The organism is Flavobacterium pectinovorum, from assembly GCF_006438875.1.
Lineage (GTDB): Bacteria > Bacteroidota > Bacteroidia > Flavobacteriales > Flavobacteriaceae > Flavobacterium > Flavobacterium pectinovorum_A.
In genome coordinates this window covers 365,415-384,016 of the sequence record NZ_RCZH01000004.1, presented here as the reverse complement: position 1 = coordinate 384,016, position 18,602 = coordinate 365,415, and the positions used below count along the sequence as shown (strand labels likewise).

The 18,602-nt window shown below is 33.2% G+C and carries 19 protein-coding genes; 9 read left to right on the top strand and 10 right to left on the bottom strand.

From position 1 onward, the window contains the following. Nucleotides 1–190: 190 nt before the first annotated feature. From EAH81_RS07960 to EAH81_RS07935, 6 genes are all read left to right on the top strand, one after another. Nucleotides 191–1,354: a sigma-54-dependent transcriptional regulator gene (locus tag EAH81_RS07960; protein ID WP_140505656.1), complete on the top strand. Its 1,164-nt coding sequence runs from the start codon at nucleotides 191–193 to the stop codon at nucleotides 1,352–1,354. 51 nt (nucleotides 1,355–1,405) lie between these two features. Further along, complete coding sequence (locus EAH81_RS07955) at nucleotides 1,406–2,071, top strand: DEAD/DEAH box helicase (RefSeq protein ID WP_140505654.1); 666 nt, start codon at nucleotides 1,406–1,408, stop codon at nucleotides 2,069–2,071. A 71-nt stretch (nucleotides 2,072–2,142) separates the two neighbouring features. Beyond that, a complete protein-coding gene (locus EAH81_RS07950) occupies nucleotides 2,143–2,958 on the top strand; it encodes an alpha/beta hydrolase (RefSeq protein ID WP_140505653.1) in 816 nt (271 codons plus the stop codon). A gap of 28 nt (nucleotides 2,959–2,986) precedes the next feature. Further along, on the top strand, nucleotides 2,987–3,205 hold the full coding sequence (locus EAH81_RS07945; RefSeq protein ID WP_140505651.1) for a putative signal transducing protein: 219 nt from the start codon (nucleotides 2,987–2,989) through the stop codon (nucleotides 3,203–3,205). A gap of 96 nt (nucleotides 3,206–3,301) precedes the next feature. After that, on the top strand, nucleotides 3,302–4,105 hold the full coding sequence (locus EAH81_RS07940; RefSeq protein ID WP_140505649.1) for a Cof-type HAD-IIB family hydrolase: 804 nt from the start codon (nucleotides 3,302–3,304) through the stop codon (nucleotides 4,103–4,105). A gap of 11 nt (nucleotides 4,106–4,116) precedes the next feature. Next, nucleotides 4,117–4,644: a GNAT family N-acetyltransferase gene (locus EAH81_RS07935; RefSeq protein WP_140505647.1), complete on the top strand. Its 528-nt coding sequence runs from the start codon at nucleotides 4,117–4,119 to the stop codon at nucleotides 4,642–4,644. 115 nt (nucleotides 4,645–4,759) lie between these two features. Here EAH81_RS07935 and EAH81_RS07930 read toward each other — a convergent pair whose 3' ends face one another. Next, a complete protein-coding gene (locus EAH81_RS07930; protein ID WP_140505645.1) occupies nucleotides 4,760–5,281 on the bottom strand; it encodes a hypothetical protein in 522 nt (173 codons plus the stop codon). 502 nt (nucleotides 5,282–5,783) lie between these two features. Between EAH81_RS07930 and mtaB the strand changes: the two genes are divergently transcribed. Next, nucleotides 5,784–7,118: a tRNA (N(6)-L-threonylcarbamoyladenosine(37)-C(2))-methylthiotransferase MtaB gene (gene mtaB / locus EAH81_RS07925; protein WP_140505643.1), complete on the top strand. Its 1,335-nt coding sequence runs from the start codon at nucleotides 5,784–5,786 to the stop codon at nucleotides 7,116–7,118. Between the two features lie 275 nt (nucleotides 7,119–7,393). Here the strand turns inward: mtaB and EAH81_RS07920 are convergent, their stop codons facing one another. The 9 genes from EAH81_RS07920 to EAH81_RS07880 form a co-directional block, all read right to left on the bottom strand. Beyond that, nucleotides 7,394–7,903, bottom strand: coding sequence for a hypothetical protein (locus EAH81_RS07920; RefSeq protein ID WP_140505641.1), 510 nt, complete (start codon nucleotides 7,901–7,903; stop codon nucleotides 7,394–7,396). Between the two features lie 136 nt (nucleotides 7,904–8,039). Next, a complete protein-coding gene (locus EAH81_RS07915; RefSeq protein WP_140505640.1) occupies nucleotides 8,040–8,756 on the bottom strand; it encodes a 3-ketoacyl-ACP reductase in 717 nt (238 codons plus the stop codon). Nucleotides 8,757–8,867: 111 nt separating this feature from the next. After that, nucleotides 8,868–9,455, bottom strand: a complete 588-nt coding sequence (locus EAH81_RS07910) for an LURP-one-related/scramblase family protein (protein WP_140505638.1) — start codon at nucleotides 9,453–9,455, stop codon at nucleotides 8,868–8,870. 99 nt (nucleotides 9,456–9,554) lie between these two features. After that, nucleotides 9,555–11,714, bottom strand: coding sequence for a vWA domain-containing protein (locus EAH81_RS07905; RefSeq protein ID WP_140505636.1), 2,160 nt, complete (start codon nucleotides 11,712–11,714; stop codon nucleotides 9,555–9,557). 91 nt (nucleotides 11,715–11,805) lie between these two features. Continuing rightward, nucleotides 11,806–12,768, bottom strand: a complete 963-nt coding sequence (locus EAH81_RS07900; protein WP_140505634.1) for a hypothetical protein — start codon at nucleotides 12,766–12,768, stop codon at nucleotides 11,806–11,808. Nucleotides 12,769–12,770: 2 nt separating this feature from the next. Then, a complete protein-coding gene (locus tag EAH81_RS07895; RefSeq protein ID WP_140505632.1) occupies nucleotides 12,771–13,271 on the bottom strand; it encodes an RNA polymerase sigma factor in 501 nt (166 codons plus the stop codon). Nucleotides 13,272–13,538: 267 nt separating this feature from the next. Beyond that, nucleotides 13,539–14,162 carry a hypothetical protein gene (locus tag EAH81_RS07890; protein WP_140505630.1) on the bottom strand — a complete coding sequence of 208 codons (624 nt, stop codon included), beginning with the start codon at nucleotides 14,160–14,162 and terminating at the stop codon, nucleotides 13,539–13,541. A 227-nt stretch (nucleotides 14,163–14,389) separates the two neighbouring features. Beyond that, on the bottom strand, nucleotides 14,390–15,226 hold the full coding sequence (locus EAH81_RS07885; RefSeq protein WP_140505628.1) for a DUF6929 family protein: 837 nt from the start codon (nucleotides 15,224–15,226) through the stop codon (nucleotides 14,390–14,392). A 43-nt stretch (nucleotides 15,227–15,269) separates the two neighbouring features. Then, nucleotides 15,270–15,740, bottom strand: a complete 471-nt coding sequence (locus EAH81_RS07880) for a hypothetical protein (RefSeq protein ID WP_140505626.1) — start codon at nucleotides 15,738–15,740, stop codon at nucleotides 15,270–15,272. 236 nt (nucleotides 15,741–15,976) lie between these two features. On the opposite strand from EAH81_RS07880, the gene EAH81_RS07875 reads away from it, so the two are divergent. Further along, on the top strand, nucleotides 15,977–16,858 hold the full coding sequence (locus EAH81_RS07875; RefSeq protein ID WP_140505624.1) for a PPK2 family polyphosphate kinase: 882 nt from the start codon (nucleotides 15,977–15,979) through the stop codon (nucleotides 16,856–16,858). A 195-nt stretch (nucleotides 16,859–17,053) separates the two neighbouring features. Next, complete coding sequence (locus tag EAH81_RS07870; RefSeq protein WP_140505622.1) at nucleotides 17,054–18,508, top strand: hypothetical protein; 1,455 nt, start codon at nucleotides 17,054–17,056, stop codon at nucleotides 18,506–18,508. The last annotated feature ends 94 nt before the right edge of the window (nucleotides 18,509–18,602 follow it).

The following is an 18,602-nucleotide window of genomic DNA, read 5'->3' as shown; positions in this document are numbered from 1 at the left end:
GGTTCACAGGTACAAAGTTGCGAAGGTTTTGAATATTGGAACCATAAATCTTACACAGAAAAAAGCTTTAAGGAATTACACAAAGAAAGAGTATTAAGAATAATAATATAATAAACGTTAAAAGGCGCAAAGCGACAAAGATTTTAAACTTTGTAGCTTTGAACCTTTGCAACTTTGAACCTCAAAAAAAATGAGTAAAATACTAATTATAGAAGACGAAGCATCGATCAGAAGAGTTTTGGTAAAAATTTTATCAGAAGAAAATGATACGTATCAGGTAGATGAAGCAGAAGATGGTATTGCAGGTCTTGAGAAAATAAAAAACAACGATTACGATTTGGTTTTGTGCGATATCAAAATGCCAAAAATGGATGGTGTTGAGGTTTTAGAAGAAACAAAAAAAATAAAGCCCGAAATTCCGATGGTTATGATTTCTGGTCATGGCGATATGGAAACGGCAATTCATACCATGCGTTTGGGAGCTTTTGATTATATCTCAAAACCACCGGACTTGAATCGTTTATTGAATACGGTTCGAAATGCATTGGATAAAAAACAACTTGTAGTTGAGAATAAAATCCTAAAGAAAAAAGTCAGTAAAAACTACGAAATGGTAGGAGAGAGCGAAGCAATCAATCATATTAAAGTGATGATTGATAAAGTTGCTCAAACCGAAGCCAGAGTTTTGATTACCGGACCAAACGGAACCGGAAAAGAATTAGTAGCGCATCAATTACATGAAAGAAGCGAACGCGCTAATTTTCCAATGATTGAAGTAAACTGTGCTGCGATTCCGAGTGAATTGATAGAAAGCGAATTGTTTGGTCACGTAAAAGGGGCCTTTACATCAGCAGTAAAAGATCGTGCGGGAAAGTTTGAAGCGGCAGATAAAGGGACTATTTTCTTAGATGAAATTGGTGACATGAGTCTTTCGGCGCAAGCCAAAGTTTTACGCGCTTTACAAGAAAGTATGATTACCAGAGTTGGAGCCGAAAAAGATATAAAAGTCGATGTGCGTGTTGTGGCTGCAACCAATAAAGATTTGAAAGTAGAAATTGCCGAAGGTCGTTTCCGTGAAGATCTATACCATCGTTTAGCTGTGATCTTGATTAAAGTTCCGCCATTGAATGAAAGACGTGATGATATTCCGGCTTTGGTAAGATATTTTGCAGAAAAAATTGCTTCGGAACAAGGAAATGTGGTTAAAGTATTTTCGCAACAAGCTATAAAATTATTGCAGGAATACGATTGGACCGGAAATATCCGTGAGCTTCGAAATGTAGTCGAAAGATTAATTATTTTGGGAGGAACCGAAATTTCTGAAACCGACGTAAAAATGTTTGCAAGCAAATAATGATTTTGAATTTTAATCTGAATTCTAAAATCTAAATTCTAAAATTAGAAGATGAAACTAAAAAAAATAAACGAGAAGTTACAAGACGCCTTAATTGAAAATGGTTTAACAGAAGCAAATGTTTTGCAACAAGAAACTTTTTCGACTATAAAAAGTGGTGCAGATTGTATCATTCTTTCTCCAGCAGGAAGTGGAAAAACGACTACAATCGTATTAAATGTAATTCAGCAATTGTCAGGTCATGCTGAGGAATCTCCTCGTGCTTTGATTTTTGTTGAAGACAAAGCAAAAGTATTGGAGATGGAAGCGCTTTTTGAGAAATACGGAAAATATTCCAAGCTTGAAGTTTATGGTGTACATGATAAAGGCGATACAGATTATGATAAAAATTATATTTCTACAGGAATCGATGTTTTAATTGGTACACCAAATAAATTAAGCGATATGTTTACCACAGCGGGTTATAATGTAAACCGCTTGAAAATGTTTATTATCGATGATGCTGATCCAATGTTGAAATTGCGTCACGAAACTAAAATTATGCGTATTTCGAACAGTATCACAAAAACACAACGTATTATTTTTGCAGAAAACCTGACAGAACGTATCGAGATTTTGGCTGATAAAATGATGTTGGAACCGTATTTATTTGATATGGATGAAGAAGGTGAAGAAGAGCTTGATGAAGAAGACGATCAAATTGAAGAAGAGGAATAAATAAAGTCGCGGTTTTCAGTTTTCAGTCGCAGCGATCACTGAGACTGAAAACTGAAAACTAAATTAGATTTATGGAGATACTCAAGACTTTTAAATTTTTGACGATTGTACTTTTGGGTTTTTTCGTTGTTATTTATGTAGCTGTTACTTCCTATGTTTATTTCAATCAGGTTGAAATGGTTTTTCAAAGTGCAGCACTTTCAAAAGATTACAAGTTCGAGTATCAACAAAAGTTTGAAGAATTAAATATTAAGTCTTTTGACGGCGTATATCTAAATGGGCTTTTATTTAAAACGGAGAAATCTAAAGGTCTTATTTTCTATCTTCATGGAAATGCAGGAACATTAGAAACCTGGGGTAAAATAGCAAAAACATATACCAATTTAGGATATGATATTTTTATTTTGGATTATCGAAGCTTCGGAAAAAGTGAAGGTGAAATTGAAAATGAAGAACAATTAAATAAAGATATCTCTATTGTCTATAGAACATTAGTAAAACGATATTCCGAAAATAAAATTATTATTGCCGGATATTCGATTGGTTCCGGACTTGCAGCTATTTTGGCTTCAGAGAACAAACCCAAAGCCTTAATTCTACAATCTCCATATTATAGCTTTATAGAATTATCAAGTACTAAGGTTCCGTTTTTTCCAGATTTTATGAAAAAAATCCATTTAGAAACTTATAGATATTTGCCCAAAATTAATGTGCCAATTTATATTTTTCATGGAATGAAGGATGAATTGATTCCTTTCAAAAATTCAATTCGATTAAGTAAAGAATTAAAGTCAAATGGGCATTTTTATCCTTTAAAAGATCAAGGTCATATTGGGATGAATGAAAACAATGATTTTCAAAAGCAGTTAGAAATAATTTTAGAATAAGAATTAATAATTATAAAAATAAAATGTCATGGGATTAATGAAGATGTATTCAGGAAGTGAAGTTTTAGCACTTGCATTGCAAGAAAGATTGGAAGAAGCTGGCGTAGAAACAGTAAAAAAAGATAATATTCAATCGGCACGTTTAGGCGGTTATGGCGGATCAGATTTAGCTGTTGAGGTATTTATTCAGGAAACAGATTTTGCAAAAGCAAATCCTGTTATCGAAGATTTTAGAATGAGTATCTAGTACAGTTTTCAGTCGCAGTTTTCAGTGAATACTGGTGCTGAATACTGGAAACTGAAATTGAATACTGCGACTGAAAACTGAAAACTCAAAAAAAATATGCAATATAAAATGCTGGTGCTCGACATGGATGATACCTTGTTGACAGACGATCATAAAATTTCTGACCTTAATAAAAAAGTAATTCTTGAAGCGCAGGCAAAGGGAGTGCACGTAGTTTTGGCTTCTGGCCGACCAACTTCGGCAATGACTGCTTACGCTAAAGAGTTAAAACTTGATCTGTACGATTCGTATATAATTTCGTTTAACGGAGCAATAATTAGTACTGTAAAAGATGATCTTAGACTATTTGAACAATCTTTAACTCCGGAACAGATTCATGATTTATACGATTATAGTATAAAAATGAAAACGCATATTATCACTTATATCGATGGTGAAATTGTGAGTGAAACCGATTCTGAGTATATCGAAATAGAAAAAGAAATCACTGGATTACCACATCGTAAAGTGCTAAGTTTTAAAGAGGCGGTTACTAAACCTGCAGTAAAATGTATTTTATTGGCAGAGCCTTCTTATCTAAAAGGATTGGAGAAAGATTTAAAACTGAAAATGCCACATTTGAGCATTGCAATGTCAAAACCTTTTTTCCTGGAAGCAGCACAAAACGGAATTGATAAAGCGGCGAGTTTGAAACTTTTGGCAACAAAGCTAAATATTCATCAAAGTGAAATTATAGCCGTAGGAAACGCAGGAAATGATTTAACAATGATAGAATATGCCGGACTTGGAGTTTGGGTTGATAATGTAACGCCTGAATTGCGTGACAGAGCAGATGTAATTGTTGCTTCAAACAATAATGATGGAGTTGCTGAGGTTGTACAACGCTATATTTTAAATTAAATTATTTTTTGATGAAAGAGCCAATAGAAACAGAACGCTTGATTTTACGGGAATTGATAAAATCTGATGCAGAAGGAATGTTTGAATTAGATTCTAATCCAAACGTACATGTTTTTGTTGGTAAAAAACCAGTAAAAAGTATTGATGAAAGTCATGCTTATATTGAAAATCTTCAGCAGCAATACAGAGATTTTGGAACGGGTCGCTGGGCAGTAATTCTCAAAGAAACTAATGAGTTTATAGGTTGGTCCGGAATAAAATTTATTACTGATGAAATCAATAATCATAAAGATTTTTATGAAATAGGATATCGTTTCATCGAAAAACATTGGGGAAAAGGATATGCTACCGAAGCCGGAAAAGCTTTCGTAGATTATGCTTTTAATGTTTTGAAAGTAGAAGCCCTTTATGCTTATGCAGATCCGGGAAATGATAACTCCAGAAGTATTCTTGAAAAGTTAGGCTTGCGATATGTAAATTCCTTTGAATATCAGGGAGAATTAGAAGTTTGGTATGAATTGAAAAATCCAAACTTGTAAATACCTAAGAAATGCGTTCCAAATCTTTGTAAACTTATCTCGTTTAAGATGATCTGCAAAGATTTGGAAAACAGCTCGTAGTTTTAATACTTAAATATAATTTAGGTATTGGATATTATTTTTTAGCTACAGAAACAAAATATTTATTTCCATCACCCATTGTCAATTTTACACGCTCGTCGCAAAGATCGATTGCAAAGTTTACACTTTCGTAACAGCTGCAAGTTGTGTTTTTGTCTTTAGACATTTCTGTTTTGCAATTGTTATTTTTGAAAGTTGCCAATTGCGGAGTGTACAAACTTACTAAATCAGTAGAAGCAGTTACCAACGAAATAATACTTGCTGAATTATTGCTGGTAATTCTATAAACGATTCTATCGGTATAATTAACTTCATTTACTGTTACTTTACGAATATAAGTATAAGCTGTTGATCCTTCACCAGGCTCTTTTACTTCAAATTTAAATCCAACCGCACGAACTGCAATATCAAATTGAGATTGAGAGTTTAAGCTCGCCCAATTTGTCAATGTGCTAATAGATGGAAAAGGATTAGCCGTAGCTGGAGCAGCAGTTTGCGCCTGAGAGCTAAAAATGGTTAAGAACATCAAGCAGATTGTGGGTAAAAATGCTTTCATATGGAGTTTTAATTTATAATTTTTGCCTACTCTTTCTGGTTTTCGGCTTACCCATTTTTTATAATAACAAAGCAACAACATAACGAGGGAAAATCAAAATTGTTATGAGCAAATTATTATTTAAATAGAATAATTTTAGTAAACTGTTTTTTGGTGAAGTGAAATTACTTCGAAAAACTAACTTAGCAAAGTTAAATGTAAGAAAATTTGAATTTAAAAATTAAAAAAATGCATTTAATCGATATTATTTGCATTTAATCGATGTTTTGTCATTTTATTCTTATTGAAATAATATTTTATTTTTCCGCAGATTAAACTTATTAATAAGTTGTTTACTTTAATTTATGGTTTTTTATGATGACTTGAAATACTGCTTTCGTGCAAAATATTGATATATAGTATATTATTGATTTTATTTTAAAGAATATTGTATGTAAATTTGCAAACTCTCCAAAAGAGATGTAAATATAATATCTTACTACTTAAAACGTAGTTTATTCCCATGGAAAATAGAAAAAAAGTTGCCTTTTATACGCTTGGTTGCAAATTGAATTTCTCAGAAACTTCTACAATTGCCAGAAACTTCAATGATGAAGGTTTTGATCGCGTTGATTTTGAAGAAGTGGCTGATATTTATGTTATCAATACCTGTTCCGTTACAGAAAATGCTGATAAGCAATTTAAGCAGGTTGTAAAAAAAGCAATGAAACTTAATGATAAAGCTTTTGTTGCTGCAGTAGGTTGTTACGCGCAATTGAAACCTGAGGAACTAGCAGCTGTTGATGGTGTTGATTTAGTTCTTGGGGCTACAGAAAAATTTAAAATTACCGACTATATTAATGATTTAAGCAAAAACGATATGGGTGAAGTTCACTCTTGCGAAATTGCCGAAGCCGATTTTTATGTTGGTAGTTATTCTATTGGGGACAGAACTCGTGCTTTCCTGAAAGTTCAGGACGGTTGTGATTATAAATGTACGTATTGCACAATTCCGTTAGCAAGAGGAATTTCCAGAAGTGATGCTTTAGAAAATGTATTGCAGAATGCCAAAGAAATCTCGTCGCAAAACATCAAAGAAATTGTTTTAACCGGAGTAAATATCGGGGATTACGGAAAAGGAGAATTTGGAAATAAAAAACACGAACATACTTTTCTTGATTTAGTTCAGGCTTTGGATAAAGTGGAAGGGATTGAGCGTTTGAGAATTTCATCAATTGAGCCAAATTTATTGAAGAATGAAACTATAGAGTTTGTTTCTAAAAGCAGAACTTTTGTCCCTCATTTTCATATTCCGCTGCAATCAGGAAGCAATGATATTCTTAAATTAATGAAACGTCGTTACTTACGTGAAGTTTACACAGAAAGAGTAAACAAAATTCGCGAAGTAATGCCAAATGCCTGTATTGGTGTAGATGTTATTGTTGGTTTTCCCGGAGAAACTGATGAGCACTTTTTAGAAACGTATCATTTCCTTAATGAAATGGATATTTCTTATTTGCACGTTTTCACTTATTCTGAAAGAGATAATACAGAAGCTGCAAATATGCCGGGAATTGTTCCTGCAAATGTTAGAGCGAAACGTAGTAAAATGTTACGCGGATTATCCGTTAAAAAACGTCGTGCTTTCTACGAAAGTCAATTAGGATCTAACAGAACGGTTTTGTTCGAAAGTGAAAATAAAGAAGGATATATTCATGGTTTTACCGAGAATTACGTAAAAGTAAAAACGCCTTGGAATCCTGAATTAGTAAATACATTGCAAGAAATCAATTTGACAAAAATTGACGAAGACGGAAGCGTTCGTTTAGAGTTTTTGAATAAATTGGCAGAAGTATAAGACATACATACAGCTCGTCATTGCGAGGAACGAAGCAACCGCACTAACAAGGAGCACGAATAGTTTGTCATTTCGACCGAAGGGAGAAATCACACTAGAATCTCAGTAAAGATTGGCGAATTTAGGAACGGAATTACTGATGTGATTTCTCCCTTCGGTCGAAATGACAAAAAGCAGAAAAGCCCTTTTTTAAAAGGGCTTTCTTGTTTTCGAGATCTTTGTCAAAGTTCAAAACTTTGACAAAGGTTAAACGTAATTATATTTAAAAATAACTCTTATTTCTTATCCTCCGGAATCACCAATTTCAAAGAATTAATATAATCCGTATCAAATTCAATAACTCTGATTTTTTCGGGATTAAAACTCAACTCACCACCAAATTGACCTCTGATATCCAGAAAATCAATTGTAAGTTCTTCGTTATTTAATTCAATTAATTTTCCTAAGTAAGCTGATTTTGCTGATTTTTTTGAAATTTGAAAAATTCCGTATTTATTATTTACATAATTCAATATCGAGCTTAGATCTCTAATTGGGATAATATCTTCGGCATTTGTTTTTAAACCTTTTAAGCGAATTACTTTCTCTGTAAATTCAAGATCCTGATCTCTGTGAACCGCTTCGATATTTTTGTTTTTAAGAATCACAAAACCATCCAGAATAAAATCCTCCGGATTGTTTCGGAGTAAAATCCAATCATCAGAATAATCAATAAGAAAACCGGTAAAAAGTTCTTTTTTATCCGTGAATTCTATTGAAATTAATTGTCTTAGATATTGTTCCATATGGTTTTTTATTAAGGCTGTTAAGAACTTTGTCAAAGTTTAAAATTTGACAAAGTTTGTTCGAGATTGGAATTTGGACCCGAGCGATAGCGAACAGGCAAAGCAATTTAAAAATATTGAAATTTATATTTTTAGTTTAAGGATTAGTAGACCAGATACTGCTGTTTTTGATAAAAACACGACGGCTTAATTTCAATTGTGCGATAATTAATTCTGCGACATCTTCAGATTGCATTACTTTATCAGGATTTCCGTCTGTAAGTTTTAAATCTAATGCCAAATCCGTCGCAACTGTACTTGGTGTTAAGGCCGTAACACGAATGTTATATTTACGAACTTCCTGCATTAAAGAATCTGTTAATCCTAAAACCGCAAATTTAGAAGCACTATAAGCACTTGTCAACGCATTTCCGTTTAATCCTGCAGTAGACGAAATATTGATAATATCACCAGTTTGTCTTTCAATCATATTTGGCAAAATGGCACGGGTTGTATAATAGGTTCCCATTAAATTTACCTGAATAATTTTTTCCCATTCAGCTGGTTCCAACGTCAGAAAATTTCCGAAAGCAGCAATACCGGCATTATTAATTAAAATATCGATAGTTTTAAATTCGGCGAAAGCTTTTTCTACAGCACTATTTATCGAATTAATATCTGAAACGTCAGCAGATAAAGCTAAAGATTTTACACCTAGTTTATTCGTTTCAATTGCCAATTGGTCAACATCTGCCTGAGTTCTTGAAACTAAAATTACGTTTACGCCTTCTTTTGCAAGTGCAATCGCAATTGCTTTTCCAATTCCTTTTCCTGCGCCTGTGATTAGGGCATTTTTATTTTTTAAGTCTGTCATGATTTATTTTTTAGAAATGCAAAAGCATCATTTTAGTTACACAAAAATACAGTTTTTGCTTCCTAAAATGATGCTTTTAGTTATTTTCTTAATCTAAGTTTAACAAACTTTCTATTCTTTCAGAACCATATCGATGCACATTACGGCGGCGAGAATTAATTGTCTAAGCGGACTATCCTGCGCTACATTTTCGTCAATTTGAAGAACGTAATTATCAGCACTTGTAAAAAGCTCTTTGCCCATTCCTGCCCATTTTTTACTAACCTGCGCAAGTTGTTTATTTTCATGGCTAAATTTAAAATCCCAACCAGTCCATTTTCCTTGTAATGTAGCAACCGGTTTTTCATTCTTATCTAAAATCTCAAATTTACCGCCAATAGAAAAGAATTTTTGTTTGAATGTACCAACCAGACGATCTTTTTCATCAAAAATTTCAACCGTCGAGCGGAAGATTGCAATACCTCGTTTTACAGAAATTATTTTCTCACCAGAAGCTGTTGTGATTTCGATATCAAACGGAGTCGCTCTTTTATATTCTGTGAAACGAAGGATTTTAGTAAAAAATCCCAGATTGTTTTCTCTGCAATTCATTATAATCTGATTGCTTTCGGGATTATAGATGTCATAATTGTTTGCAGCTTTAAACATTCCAACGTGTTCTTTTACAAGAAATAAATTCTGATTTAAAATAGGATTCATGAAATTTTGTTTGAAAATGATTTGTAAAATATTTAATTGACCTCTTTGAAGAGAATCTCAAAAGAGGTCAAATGTAATAAAATATCTATTAATAAATTTCTATATCGCCGATTGAACAAGACGAATAAATTCAGCTTTGTAACCTTCAGAATCTTTTGAAACTCCTTGTTTGGCTAATTTCAAAATATCATCTGATGATTTATTAGAAATCAGTTTAGAATCTCTTAATTTCAATCCAAACCATGCAACGGCAGTACTAAATTTAAAATCATCTGACGCTTTGCTTAAAACAACAGTTTTGTTCTCAATTACATTTACCATTTCGATACTTTTGTCGCCATCAGGTTTTTTGTAACGAAATTTTATTGTTGCAAGTTCAGCATTATAATTATTTCCGGTTTCCTGTACTTTGGTATATTTTAAAGCATCTGGTTGTTGGTTCAAATAATCACTTTCAACTCCTGCGGGAATAATTTCATACAATGCTGTTACGGTGTGATTACTTCCTAATTCTCCTGCATCAATTGCATCGTTTTTAAAATCTTCCGGACGCAGTTTTCGGTTCTCATACCCAATCAATCGATACGCCTGAACTTGTTTTGGATTAAACTCGATTTGGATTTTTACATCTTTGGCAATGGCAAACATCGAACCTTTGAATTCTTTTCCTAAAAAACGATTTGCTTCCTGGATATTATCAATATAAGCATAATTTCCGTTTCCTTTATCGGCAAGGGTTTCCATTTTACTGTCTTTATAATTTCCCATTCCATAACCCAGACAAGTTAAGAAAACGCCCGTTTTTCTTTTTTGTTCAATCAAAGTTTCCATGTCAGAATTTGAAGTGCTTCCAACATTAAAATCACCATCAGTCGCAAGAATCACTCTGTTATTTCCGTCTTTAATGAAATTTTCAGCAGCAATTTTATAAGCCAGTTCAATTCCCGCGCCTCCCGCAGTGCTGCCTCCGGCTTGCAAACTTTCTAAAGCATCATTTATAGTTTCTTTTTCATCACCCGAAGTTGGAGGTAAAACCAAACCAGCTGCACCAGCATAAACTACAATTGCAACTTTATCTTTTGCTCTTAATTCGTTTACCAAAATTTTCATGGATTGTATCAACAATGGTAATTTATTATCGTCTTCCATAGAACCGGAAACATCAATTAAGAAAACCATATTTGAAGCCGGTAAATTTTCTGTTGGAATATTTTTCCCCTGCAAACCAATTTTAAGAATTTGATTTTTAGAATTCCATGGAGAATCGCTTAATTCCGTATTAATCGAAAAAGGATGCTGGTCTTTTGGCTGCGGGTAATCATATTTAAAGAAATTCACCATTTCCTCCACACGAACAGCATCTTTAGGAACCACTTGTCCGTTATTGATAAAACGTCTGATATTAGTATAGGAAGCATTATCAACATCGATAGAAAAAGTAGAAAGCGGTGCTGTTTTAGGGCTTTCAAATGCATTTTCTACAAAAGCATCATAATCTTCCTGATTTGGCGTAACAGTTGGAGTAGGATGTACAATATTCAATTTGGCATCAAGTTCTTTTTCAGTAAGATTTTTATAGATTCCGCTTTTGGTATCAATGAGAACAACCCCATTTGAAGCTTTGTTTCCGTATATAGAAGTTGCGTCTTTATCTTTCAAAACTTTTACATCCTGAACATCATTCGGATTTATTTTTGCAAATTGTTCTGATTTTACCGGAATTCCGTCAAGAATATATAAAGGTTCATTTTTAGCAGCAATAGATTCAGTTGCTTTATTTGTTATACTTTGACTTGGAGCATATTGAACAAATCCTTGCGAAATAGCGACTCCTGCAGCTTTTCCTTGCAGCATTTCAGAGGTTTCCATTTTAGATTTTCTTTTTTCAGCACGTGTATAACTTCGATCTTCATATTCAGAATTACTAGTGCCATACCCTACAACTACGACTTCTTCTAATGATTGGTGGGCTGGAAGCAATTTTATATTAATGATAGTTGAGTTTTCTACTTTTTGCCTTTGAGAATTATAACCAATATAATCAAAAATCAAAAGATCTCCTTTTTGAGCCTGAATACTGTATTGTCCGTCAAAATTAGTCTGTGTTGTTTTTTTTGTGTTTTTATTGGTAATGTTTGCACCTGGAATAGGTAGTCGGTTTTCATCTGAAACGATTCCTGTAATCGTTTTTTCCTGTGCTGATACTACGAAACATATAAGCATAGATAAGGCTAATGAAATAAGTTTTACGTTTTTCATGATAATGATTTTTAAGTAAATGTTAGAGATTATCTATGTCAAAGATTTAAACTTTGACTAAGATTCCTGAAATTAAGTTTTAGATTTTAATCTAGTTTTTAGCGGCTGGTTTTCCTGTTTTAGTAGTAATAATTACGACTCCTTTTTTACCTTTTTCACCATATTTTGATGTAGCTTCCAGATCTTGAAGTACGGTTATGGTTTTAATTTCCTGTTTATTCAAAGGTGCATAAGGACTTGTTGGGTTTGGACCAAATAAATCATATTCTGAATAATAAATGCCGTCGATTATATATAAAGGCTGCTCTAATACAACAAGAGAATCTACATTTTCAGGTTGTAAATTAGGAATTTCTTTTTGCATCATTTTATCTCTTTTCTGGTCATCGCTATGAGATAAAGGATTTCCATTTATAACAATTAAAGGAGCACTTTTTTTAGACATCGGTGCTTGTGTGTCAGCATAAGCAACTTTGGCAGATTCTCTTTGTACGGTTGTTCCATAACCAAAATTTTGTACCTCTTTAGCTTTTTCAGTAGTGGTTTCTTCTTCCATATTATTAAAACCGGATTGCATAGATATTGCTGGAGCAATTTGACCGGCAACAGGCGAAGGGCTTGCTTCAGCCGCCATAGCATCACTTGTAGTGATTTGAACTTCTTGTAACGCTACTTGTGGCTGCTCTTTAATTTGTTGCTCTATAATTTTAACAGCTTCTGCTTTTGGCATTATTTCCGAATCTGAAGAAACAACGGCTTTGTTTTTTTCTACAACAGAATTCTGAATTGTTTCTTTTTCCTTTACTACAATTTTAGGTGTTTGAGTTGTAGAAATTTTATCAGATTTTAAGAACTGAGCTCCCAAAGAGATTAATAATAATAAAGAAGCTGCAACTGCAATTTTCTTCCATAACGAAATTGCTTTTTTATCTTCTTTTTTGTCGAGTTTTTCTTCGACACGTGACCAGACTTTTTCCATTCCAGGAAAGTCTTTTGACTCCGCGTTGTGGGCGGCTTCCTTAAATTTATCGAATATTTTATCTTGATTGTCCATGACTACTTTGCTTTTTGATAATACAATTTATTTACTAATTCCTTTAGCTTGGTTTTGGCAGCATTCAATTGTGATTTAGAGGTGCCTTCAGAAATGTTTAGCATTGCCGCTATTTCTTTGTGTCCAAAACCTTCTATAACAAAAAGGTTAAAGACTGTTTTACAGCCGTCTGGAATATGGTTTAGTAAATTGAGTAAATCCTCTTCTTCTAAAGCGTTAACTTCTTCTGTAAAAGGCTGCGAAAGCAATTTGACATCATCAAGATACATATTGAAATTGGTGTTTTTCTTGATGGTTGCCAAACAATGATTGACGGTTATTTTTCGCGCCCAAGCTTCAAAAGCTAAAACTTCCTTAAGTTGTTCCAGTTTTGTGAATATGGTATAGAAAGCGTCAGCCATTGCTTCTTCAATTTCTTCTTCCTTTTTGAGGTATCGTTTGCAAACGCGATACAATTTTGGAGCCATGTGCTCATAAACCTGACGCTGAGCATCGCGGTTCATTTTTTTGCAGTTAGAAATTAGCGTTTCGTTTATCACAATTGTTGTCTTTTTTATATAGAGAGATAAAAAGATAAAAAGGTTGGGACGGGTGGTGAAAAAAAGTTTTTTTTAAAGGTTCATAGGTGCAAAGTTACAAAGGTTCATAGGTTTTATCGTAGGAACGCATTATGTAGAGGCGCATTACGTAGAGACGCACAGTAGTGCGTCTAACGTCATCAATAACAATCTTGTGGTTTTGAAATTTTAAAATTGTCTAAACCATTATAATTATTCTCTACATATATCATTATAAAATTCTACAATATCATTAATTTGATTAAAACCATATTTGTTATCTTTTATTTTTTTGACAAGAAAATCGCAGTCAGCAAAAAAATTAATTGTAGTTTTTTTCCAATTTGAAAGAATTCCAGAATTTATGTAAGTTGGATATTGGTCTTTTTTTCTTTTTACATAGAAAAGTTCCCTAGATTGCTCTGTTTGATAGGCATAATTATTTATGTTATTAGTACCATGAGTTGATATTGCAGTTTTCTTTGTGATATTTGGATCTGTAAAAAACTGCACCTTTTCCTCTTTATAAAGGCAAACGTTACCTTCAACAATAAGTTCCAGTAATTTTGGATCATCCGAAGAGTTTAGTTTAATGTATTCATAAGTCTGCACAATATCAAATCCAATAAACTTGATTTCCTTAACATTTTCATAGTCCCAGGTATCAGCTTTATCGTCAGCTGAAATTTTGAATTTTATTTTATCATTTTTTATGGAGGCAAAACCTTCAATGGAATCACCATCTTTAAAGTAAATTATTGCCTCTTGTGTTTGAGAATAACTTTTAAGACTGATAAAGAATAAGATGATTATAATGCTTTTGTAAATTTGTTTCATTCTTTGGTTTGATTGATTTGGTTTGATTTGGGTTGTTGATTTGTTTTGCGGGAGACGCACTGCTGTGCGCCTCTACGGAATTTTGGTGTGAATAATTCGCAATATTTGTCATTTCGACCGAAGGGAGAAATCACACACGGAACTCGACAAAGATTGACGATTTTCTACGTCGAATTACTAGTGTGATTTCTCCCTTAGGTCGAAATGACATGAAATGAGAACAAGTTTTACTTAACCGGTAAGCTCAATTTAAAAATCTTCGTTTCTAATAATTCCGTGTCATTATCCTCGCAAAGTAAAAACTCAATTTTGTCATTTGATTTTTTGTAGAAAGTCAAACCTTCGAATTTATTGGTTGAAGTTATTTTTTGGGTGAAATCTATTTTCATGGTTTTAAGATCTATTCGTCCAATGAAACTTCCTAAGATTTCGCCATCGTCGTAAGTTGATTTGGAATCTTCGGCGGTGGAAAGGAAATAAATTTTGTCTTCGACTAAAATAGCATCGGTAAAACTGGAACGAACGCCTTTTATTTTTGGAAGTTTGTAATTGGTTGCAACCAAAGCAAATTCTTCTCCCAGGTTTTTAGCATGAATGGTGAAAATAGTATTTTTGTTTGAAACTCCGTTTCCGCGATTGAATAAATACCAGTTTTCTCCATCGAAAATAGCGCCTTCAAGATTGAAATCTTCGGGTTTTATAGAACCGAAACTTTGCATTATGCTATATAAATCGACCAGATTATTCTTTTGTAAAATGGATTTGTTCTTCAGATCGAATTCTATCATTTTGTTTCGGTTTTCGGTCGAACCGGAACCAAAGACATATAAGGTATCATTATGATGCGTTAGGGATTCAAAATCCGGTTTTAAGTTTTTGGGAATATTTTGCGTTGGATTGTCAATTAAAGCATGTTGGTTTAATTGCTGATTCGTCATATTGTATTCGTATAAAAATCCGCTGTTATCGCCAATAATATAGAGTGAATCATTGTTTAAAAATAATCCTGATGCTGAACCGATTCCAATGATTTGAAATAATATTTCTAATGTAAATTTTTCCATGAATGTTGTATCGTAGATATTATTAGTTTAAGATAGGGTAAATTTATTTTTTATTAATTAATCTTGAAGTTTCTTCGTTTACAGTTTTTGCAATTTTCACTAATGCGTTAGATGAAATACAATCTGAGATGCTTACATATATCAAATTATTATCATCCGTTAGATCTTGATTTTTAGTATCTGCTTGATGCCAACTCATCGATCCAACTATTAAACATATTGGAGTTCCTTCATTGTAAAGTAATTTAGTGATTTCAACTGCTCTTTTTAGAATTGCTTCCTGAATATCTTTTTCATTTTCTGCATATGCAATTTGATTTACACATTGATATAAACTACAAAACCGCCTTTTACTTAAGGAAGTTGATTTTTTAGTTTCTGGAATTGGACCTAATTTATTAAAGCATTTATCAAAAATTTGAAGATATATTTTTGCTTCTGAATAATCATTTTCATTTTGGCAGTAAACAAGTTGTTGAGATAAAATAAAAATTATCAGGAATATTTTTTTCATTTATGATTTTAACTATAGATAAAATTAATTGTTGTTTTGAAAACCAGTGCCTAGCCCTGATAACAATGAAAATACTTTGAGAAGAAATTGTAATTTTTTCTGGACAGAACAAAGCGACCGGAGGAAGCTCTTGGTATGTTTTAGAAAAATACAATTTATCTAAAAAGTATTGTAATGAATAGCAGGAATATGCTTCGTAAAATTAGTATATTTATATTACAAAAAATGAAAATGATATGAAATCGATAGATCCGAAAGATTTTAAAGTTACAAATAAAATAAAATTATCAAAGATTCCGACTTTGCTTGATATTGATGCTGATAGTGACGAAAAGGAAGCTAAACTGGATAAGGTGAAGGCTAAGTTGAGCGATTTGCAGGATGTTATGTATTCGCATAACAAATATGCTGTTTTAATTTGCCTTCAGGGAATGGATACGTCCGGAAAAGATAGTTTGGTTAGGGAAGTTTTTAAGGAATTTAATGCGCGTGGCGTGGTGGTACATAGCTTTAAAACGCCAAATTCGACTGAACTGGAACACGATTATTTGTGGAGACATTATATCGTATTACCGGAAAAAGGGAAGTTTGCGATTTTTAATCGTACGCATTATGAGAATGTTTTGGTTACGCGCGTGCATCCGGAGTATATTTTGGGAGAGAATTTGCCGGGAATTAATTCGGTTGAAGATATTACGCCGGAATTTTGGGAAAACAGAATTGAGCAAATCAATAATTTTGAAAAGCATATTTCCCAAAACGGAACTATCGTACTGAAATTCTTTTTGCATTTGAGCAAAGAGGAGCAAAGACAACGATTATTACGCCGTTTAGAAGAGGGGAAACACAATTGGAAGTTTTCGCCCGGTGATTTGAAAGAACGGGAACATTGGGAGGAATATCAAAAATATTATGAAGAGGCGATAAACAAAACCTCAACAGATTATGCGCCGTGGTATATTGTTCCGGCGGATGATAAGGAAATGGGACGCTATATCGTTGCCAAGATTATCTGGGAAGTAATGCAAAAACATACTGATATCAAGGAACCTGAACTCGATGATAAGATAAAAGCGAATATCGAAATGTATAAAGAACAATTGAAGAAAGAGCCTTAAAAGTAGGGCTCTTTTTTTGTGCTTATGTTACTGGTATTTTATGAATGTTTTGTATTACTAATTTAATGTTAATTTTTTTAGGGCTAAAATCTGTTTTTTGCTCACAGTCTTGTTTTTTTGATAATATCAAAGTGATTTTTAGTTAAAGTGTAAGGGGTTACTTTGTAAAAAAATAAAATTAAACATTAAAGCGAAATGAAAAGAATTATTTTACCCCTTATTATTCTTGGATCGTTGATTACGTCTTGTAATAACGATTCTAAAGATCAGGAAGAAGCAACAACGAGTGTTGTATTAAAGGATCAATCTGTAACGCCAAGTTTGTTGAAGGCAAAAGCAGGTTTTGAAGATTTAAAAATTTATTCTCTTTTTAGTTCAGATGATGTTTTTGCGGACAGTCCAAAATTTGTTTTTGGAGGATCTGCTGATGGTTCCGGTTTGTTGAAAAATACGGACGGAACTTTTACTTTTTTAGTAAACAACGAAGACAACTTTTCGGTTTCGAGAGTTACATTAGACAAAACATTCAAACCGACTAAAGGGGAATATTTGCTAAATTCAAGTGGAGGAACATGGAGACTTTGTGGTGCTACTATGGCTACTCCGGCGGAACATGGTTTTGGACCGGTTTATTTAACTTGTGGAGAATCCGGAGAAGAATCTCGTACACATGCTTTAGATCCTTATGGAAGTGCAGGTTCTGCATCTGTGTCTAAAGAATTGGCTGGTTTTGGTCGTTTAAGTGCTGAGAATGCTTTGCCATTACGTTCTTCTGCTTACAAAGGCAAAACTGTTGTAGTAATTGGTGATGACGATTCAGGAACTTACGGAGGTCAGGTTTTTATGTATGTATCTAATGCTGTTGGTGATTTAACAAATGGTTCTTTATACATGTTAAAAAGAAACGATGACAATCAAAGAGAAAAAGATATGGAAGTTAATAAAACATATTCGGTATCTTTTGTAAAAATCGATAATCATAAAACGTTAACCGGAGCTCAAATCAATGCTTCAGTTAATACTTTGAAAGCAATTAAATTTGGTCGTGTAGAAGATTTAGATTACCGTAAAGGCGGTAACAATGCAGATCGTGAATTGTATTTTAACGCAACAGGACAAAATACTACGGGAACAAATGCTGATGGTTCAAGAACTAAATATGGTAGAGTTTACAGACTAAATCTTGATGCTGCTGACCCATTAAAAGGAATTCTTGAAGTTGTTCTTGACGGAGATAACCGTTCTGGAATTGCTGGAAAATTTCAAAACCCGGATAATATTTGTGTGACTAAAAACTATGTTTACGTTGAGGAAGATGCTAACGGATACGGAGACGAAACTCACGATGCTTATATCTATCAATACAATATTGCTACAAAAGAATTAAAAGTTGTAGTAGAATTAGATCACCGTCGTACTGCAACTGATGCTGCAAAATATAATGTAGGTGGAATCTCTAAATTTGGAGATTGGGAATATGGTGCTTTGATCGATGTGTCTGAGCAAGTTGGTATTGCTGATACTTTTATGTTGAGCGTACAGCCACATACTTGGACTGGCGAAAAATATAAAAGTCCTGACGGAGGAACAAATCGTCCGAATGAACAACAAGCAAGTCAAATCGTAGTAATAAAAGGTTTGCCAAGATAAATTTTTAAAACAGTACAAAACAGCAATCCACTACTTCAATTTGAGGTAGTGGTTTCTGTTTTTCTGAATATTCCTCTTTTAATCGTTATTAAAT

Excerpts from the sequence above, each read along its gene's own strand:
- EAH81_RS07875 (WP_140505624.1), top strand. The coding sequence starts at position 15,977 with ATGAAATCGATAGATCCGAAAGATTTTAAAGTTACAAATAAAATAAAA.
- EAH81_RS07890 (WP_140505630.1), bottom strand. The coding sequence starts at position 14,162 with ATGAAACAAATTTACAAAAGCATTATAATCATCTTATTCTTTATCAGT.
- EAH81_RS07910 (WP_140505638.1), bottom strand. The coding sequence starts at position 9,455 with ATGAATCCTATTTTAAATCAGAATTTATTTCTTGTAAAAGAACACGTT.
- mtaB (WP_140505643.1), top strand. The coding sequence starts at position 5,784 with ATGGAAAATAGAAAAAAAGTTGCCTTTTATACGCTTGGTTGCAAATTG.
- EAH81_RS07960 (WP_140505656.1), top strand. The coding sequence starts at position 191 with ATGAGTAAAATACTAATTATAGAAGACGAAGCATCGATCAGAAGAGTT.
- EAH81_RS07935 (WP_140505647.1), top strand. The coding sequence starts at position 4,117 with ATGAAAGAGCCAATAGAAACAGAACGCTTGATTTTACGGGAATTGATA.
- EAH81_RS07905 (WP_140505636.1), bottom strand. The coding sequence starts at position 11,714 with ATGAAAAACGTAAAACTTATTTCATTAGCCTTATCTATGCTTATATGT.
- EAH81_RS07950 (WP_140505653.1), top strand. The coding sequence starts at position 2,143 with ATGGAGATACTCAAGACTTTTAAATTTTTGACGATTGTACTTTTGGGT.
- EAH81_RS07915 (WP_140505640.1), bottom strand. The coding sequence starts at position 8,756 with ATGACAGACTTAAAAAATAAAAATGCCCTAATCACAGGCGCAGGAAAA.
- EAH81_RS07955 (WP_140505654.1), top strand. The coding sequence starts at position 1,406 with ATGAAACTAAAAAAAATAAACGAGAAGTTACAAGACGCCTTAATTGAA.
- EAH81_RS07870 (WP_140505622.1), top strand. The coding sequence starts at position 17,054 with ATGAAAAGAATTATTTTACCCCTTATTATTCTTGGATCGTTGATTACG.
- EAH81_RS07880 (WP_140505626.1), bottom strand. The coding sequence starts at position 15,740 with ATGAAAAAAATATTCCTGATAATTTTTATTTTATCTCAACAACTTGTT.
- EAH81_RS07920 (WP_140505641.1), bottom strand. The coding sequence starts at position 7,903 with ATGGAACAATATCTAAGACAATTAATTTCAATAGAATTCACGGATAAA.
- EAH81_RS07945 (WP_140505651.1), top strand. The coding sequence starts at position 2,987 with ATGGGATTAATGAAGATGTATTCAGGAAGTGAAGTTTTAGCACTTGCA.
- EAH81_RS07900 (WP_140505634.1), bottom strand. The coding sequence starts at position 12,768 with ATGGACAATCAAGATAAAATATTCGATAAATTTAAGGAAGCCGCCCAC.
- EAH81_RS07940 (WP_140505649.1), top strand. The coding sequence starts at position 3,302 with ATGCAATATAAAATGCTGGTGCTCGACATGGATGATACCTTGTTGACA.
- EAH81_RS07930 (WP_140505645.1), bottom strand. The coding sequence starts at position 5,281 with ATGAAAGCATTTTTACCCACAATCTGCTTGATGTTCTTAACCATTTTT.
- EAH81_RS07885 (WP_140505628.1), bottom strand. The coding sequence starts at position 15,226 with ATGGAAAAATTTACATTAGAAATATTATTTCAAATCATTGGAATCGGT.
- EAH81_RS07895 (WP_140505632.1), bottom strand. The coding sequence starts at position 13,271 with ATGAACCGCGATGCTCAGCGTCAGGTTTATGAGCACATGGCTCCAAAA.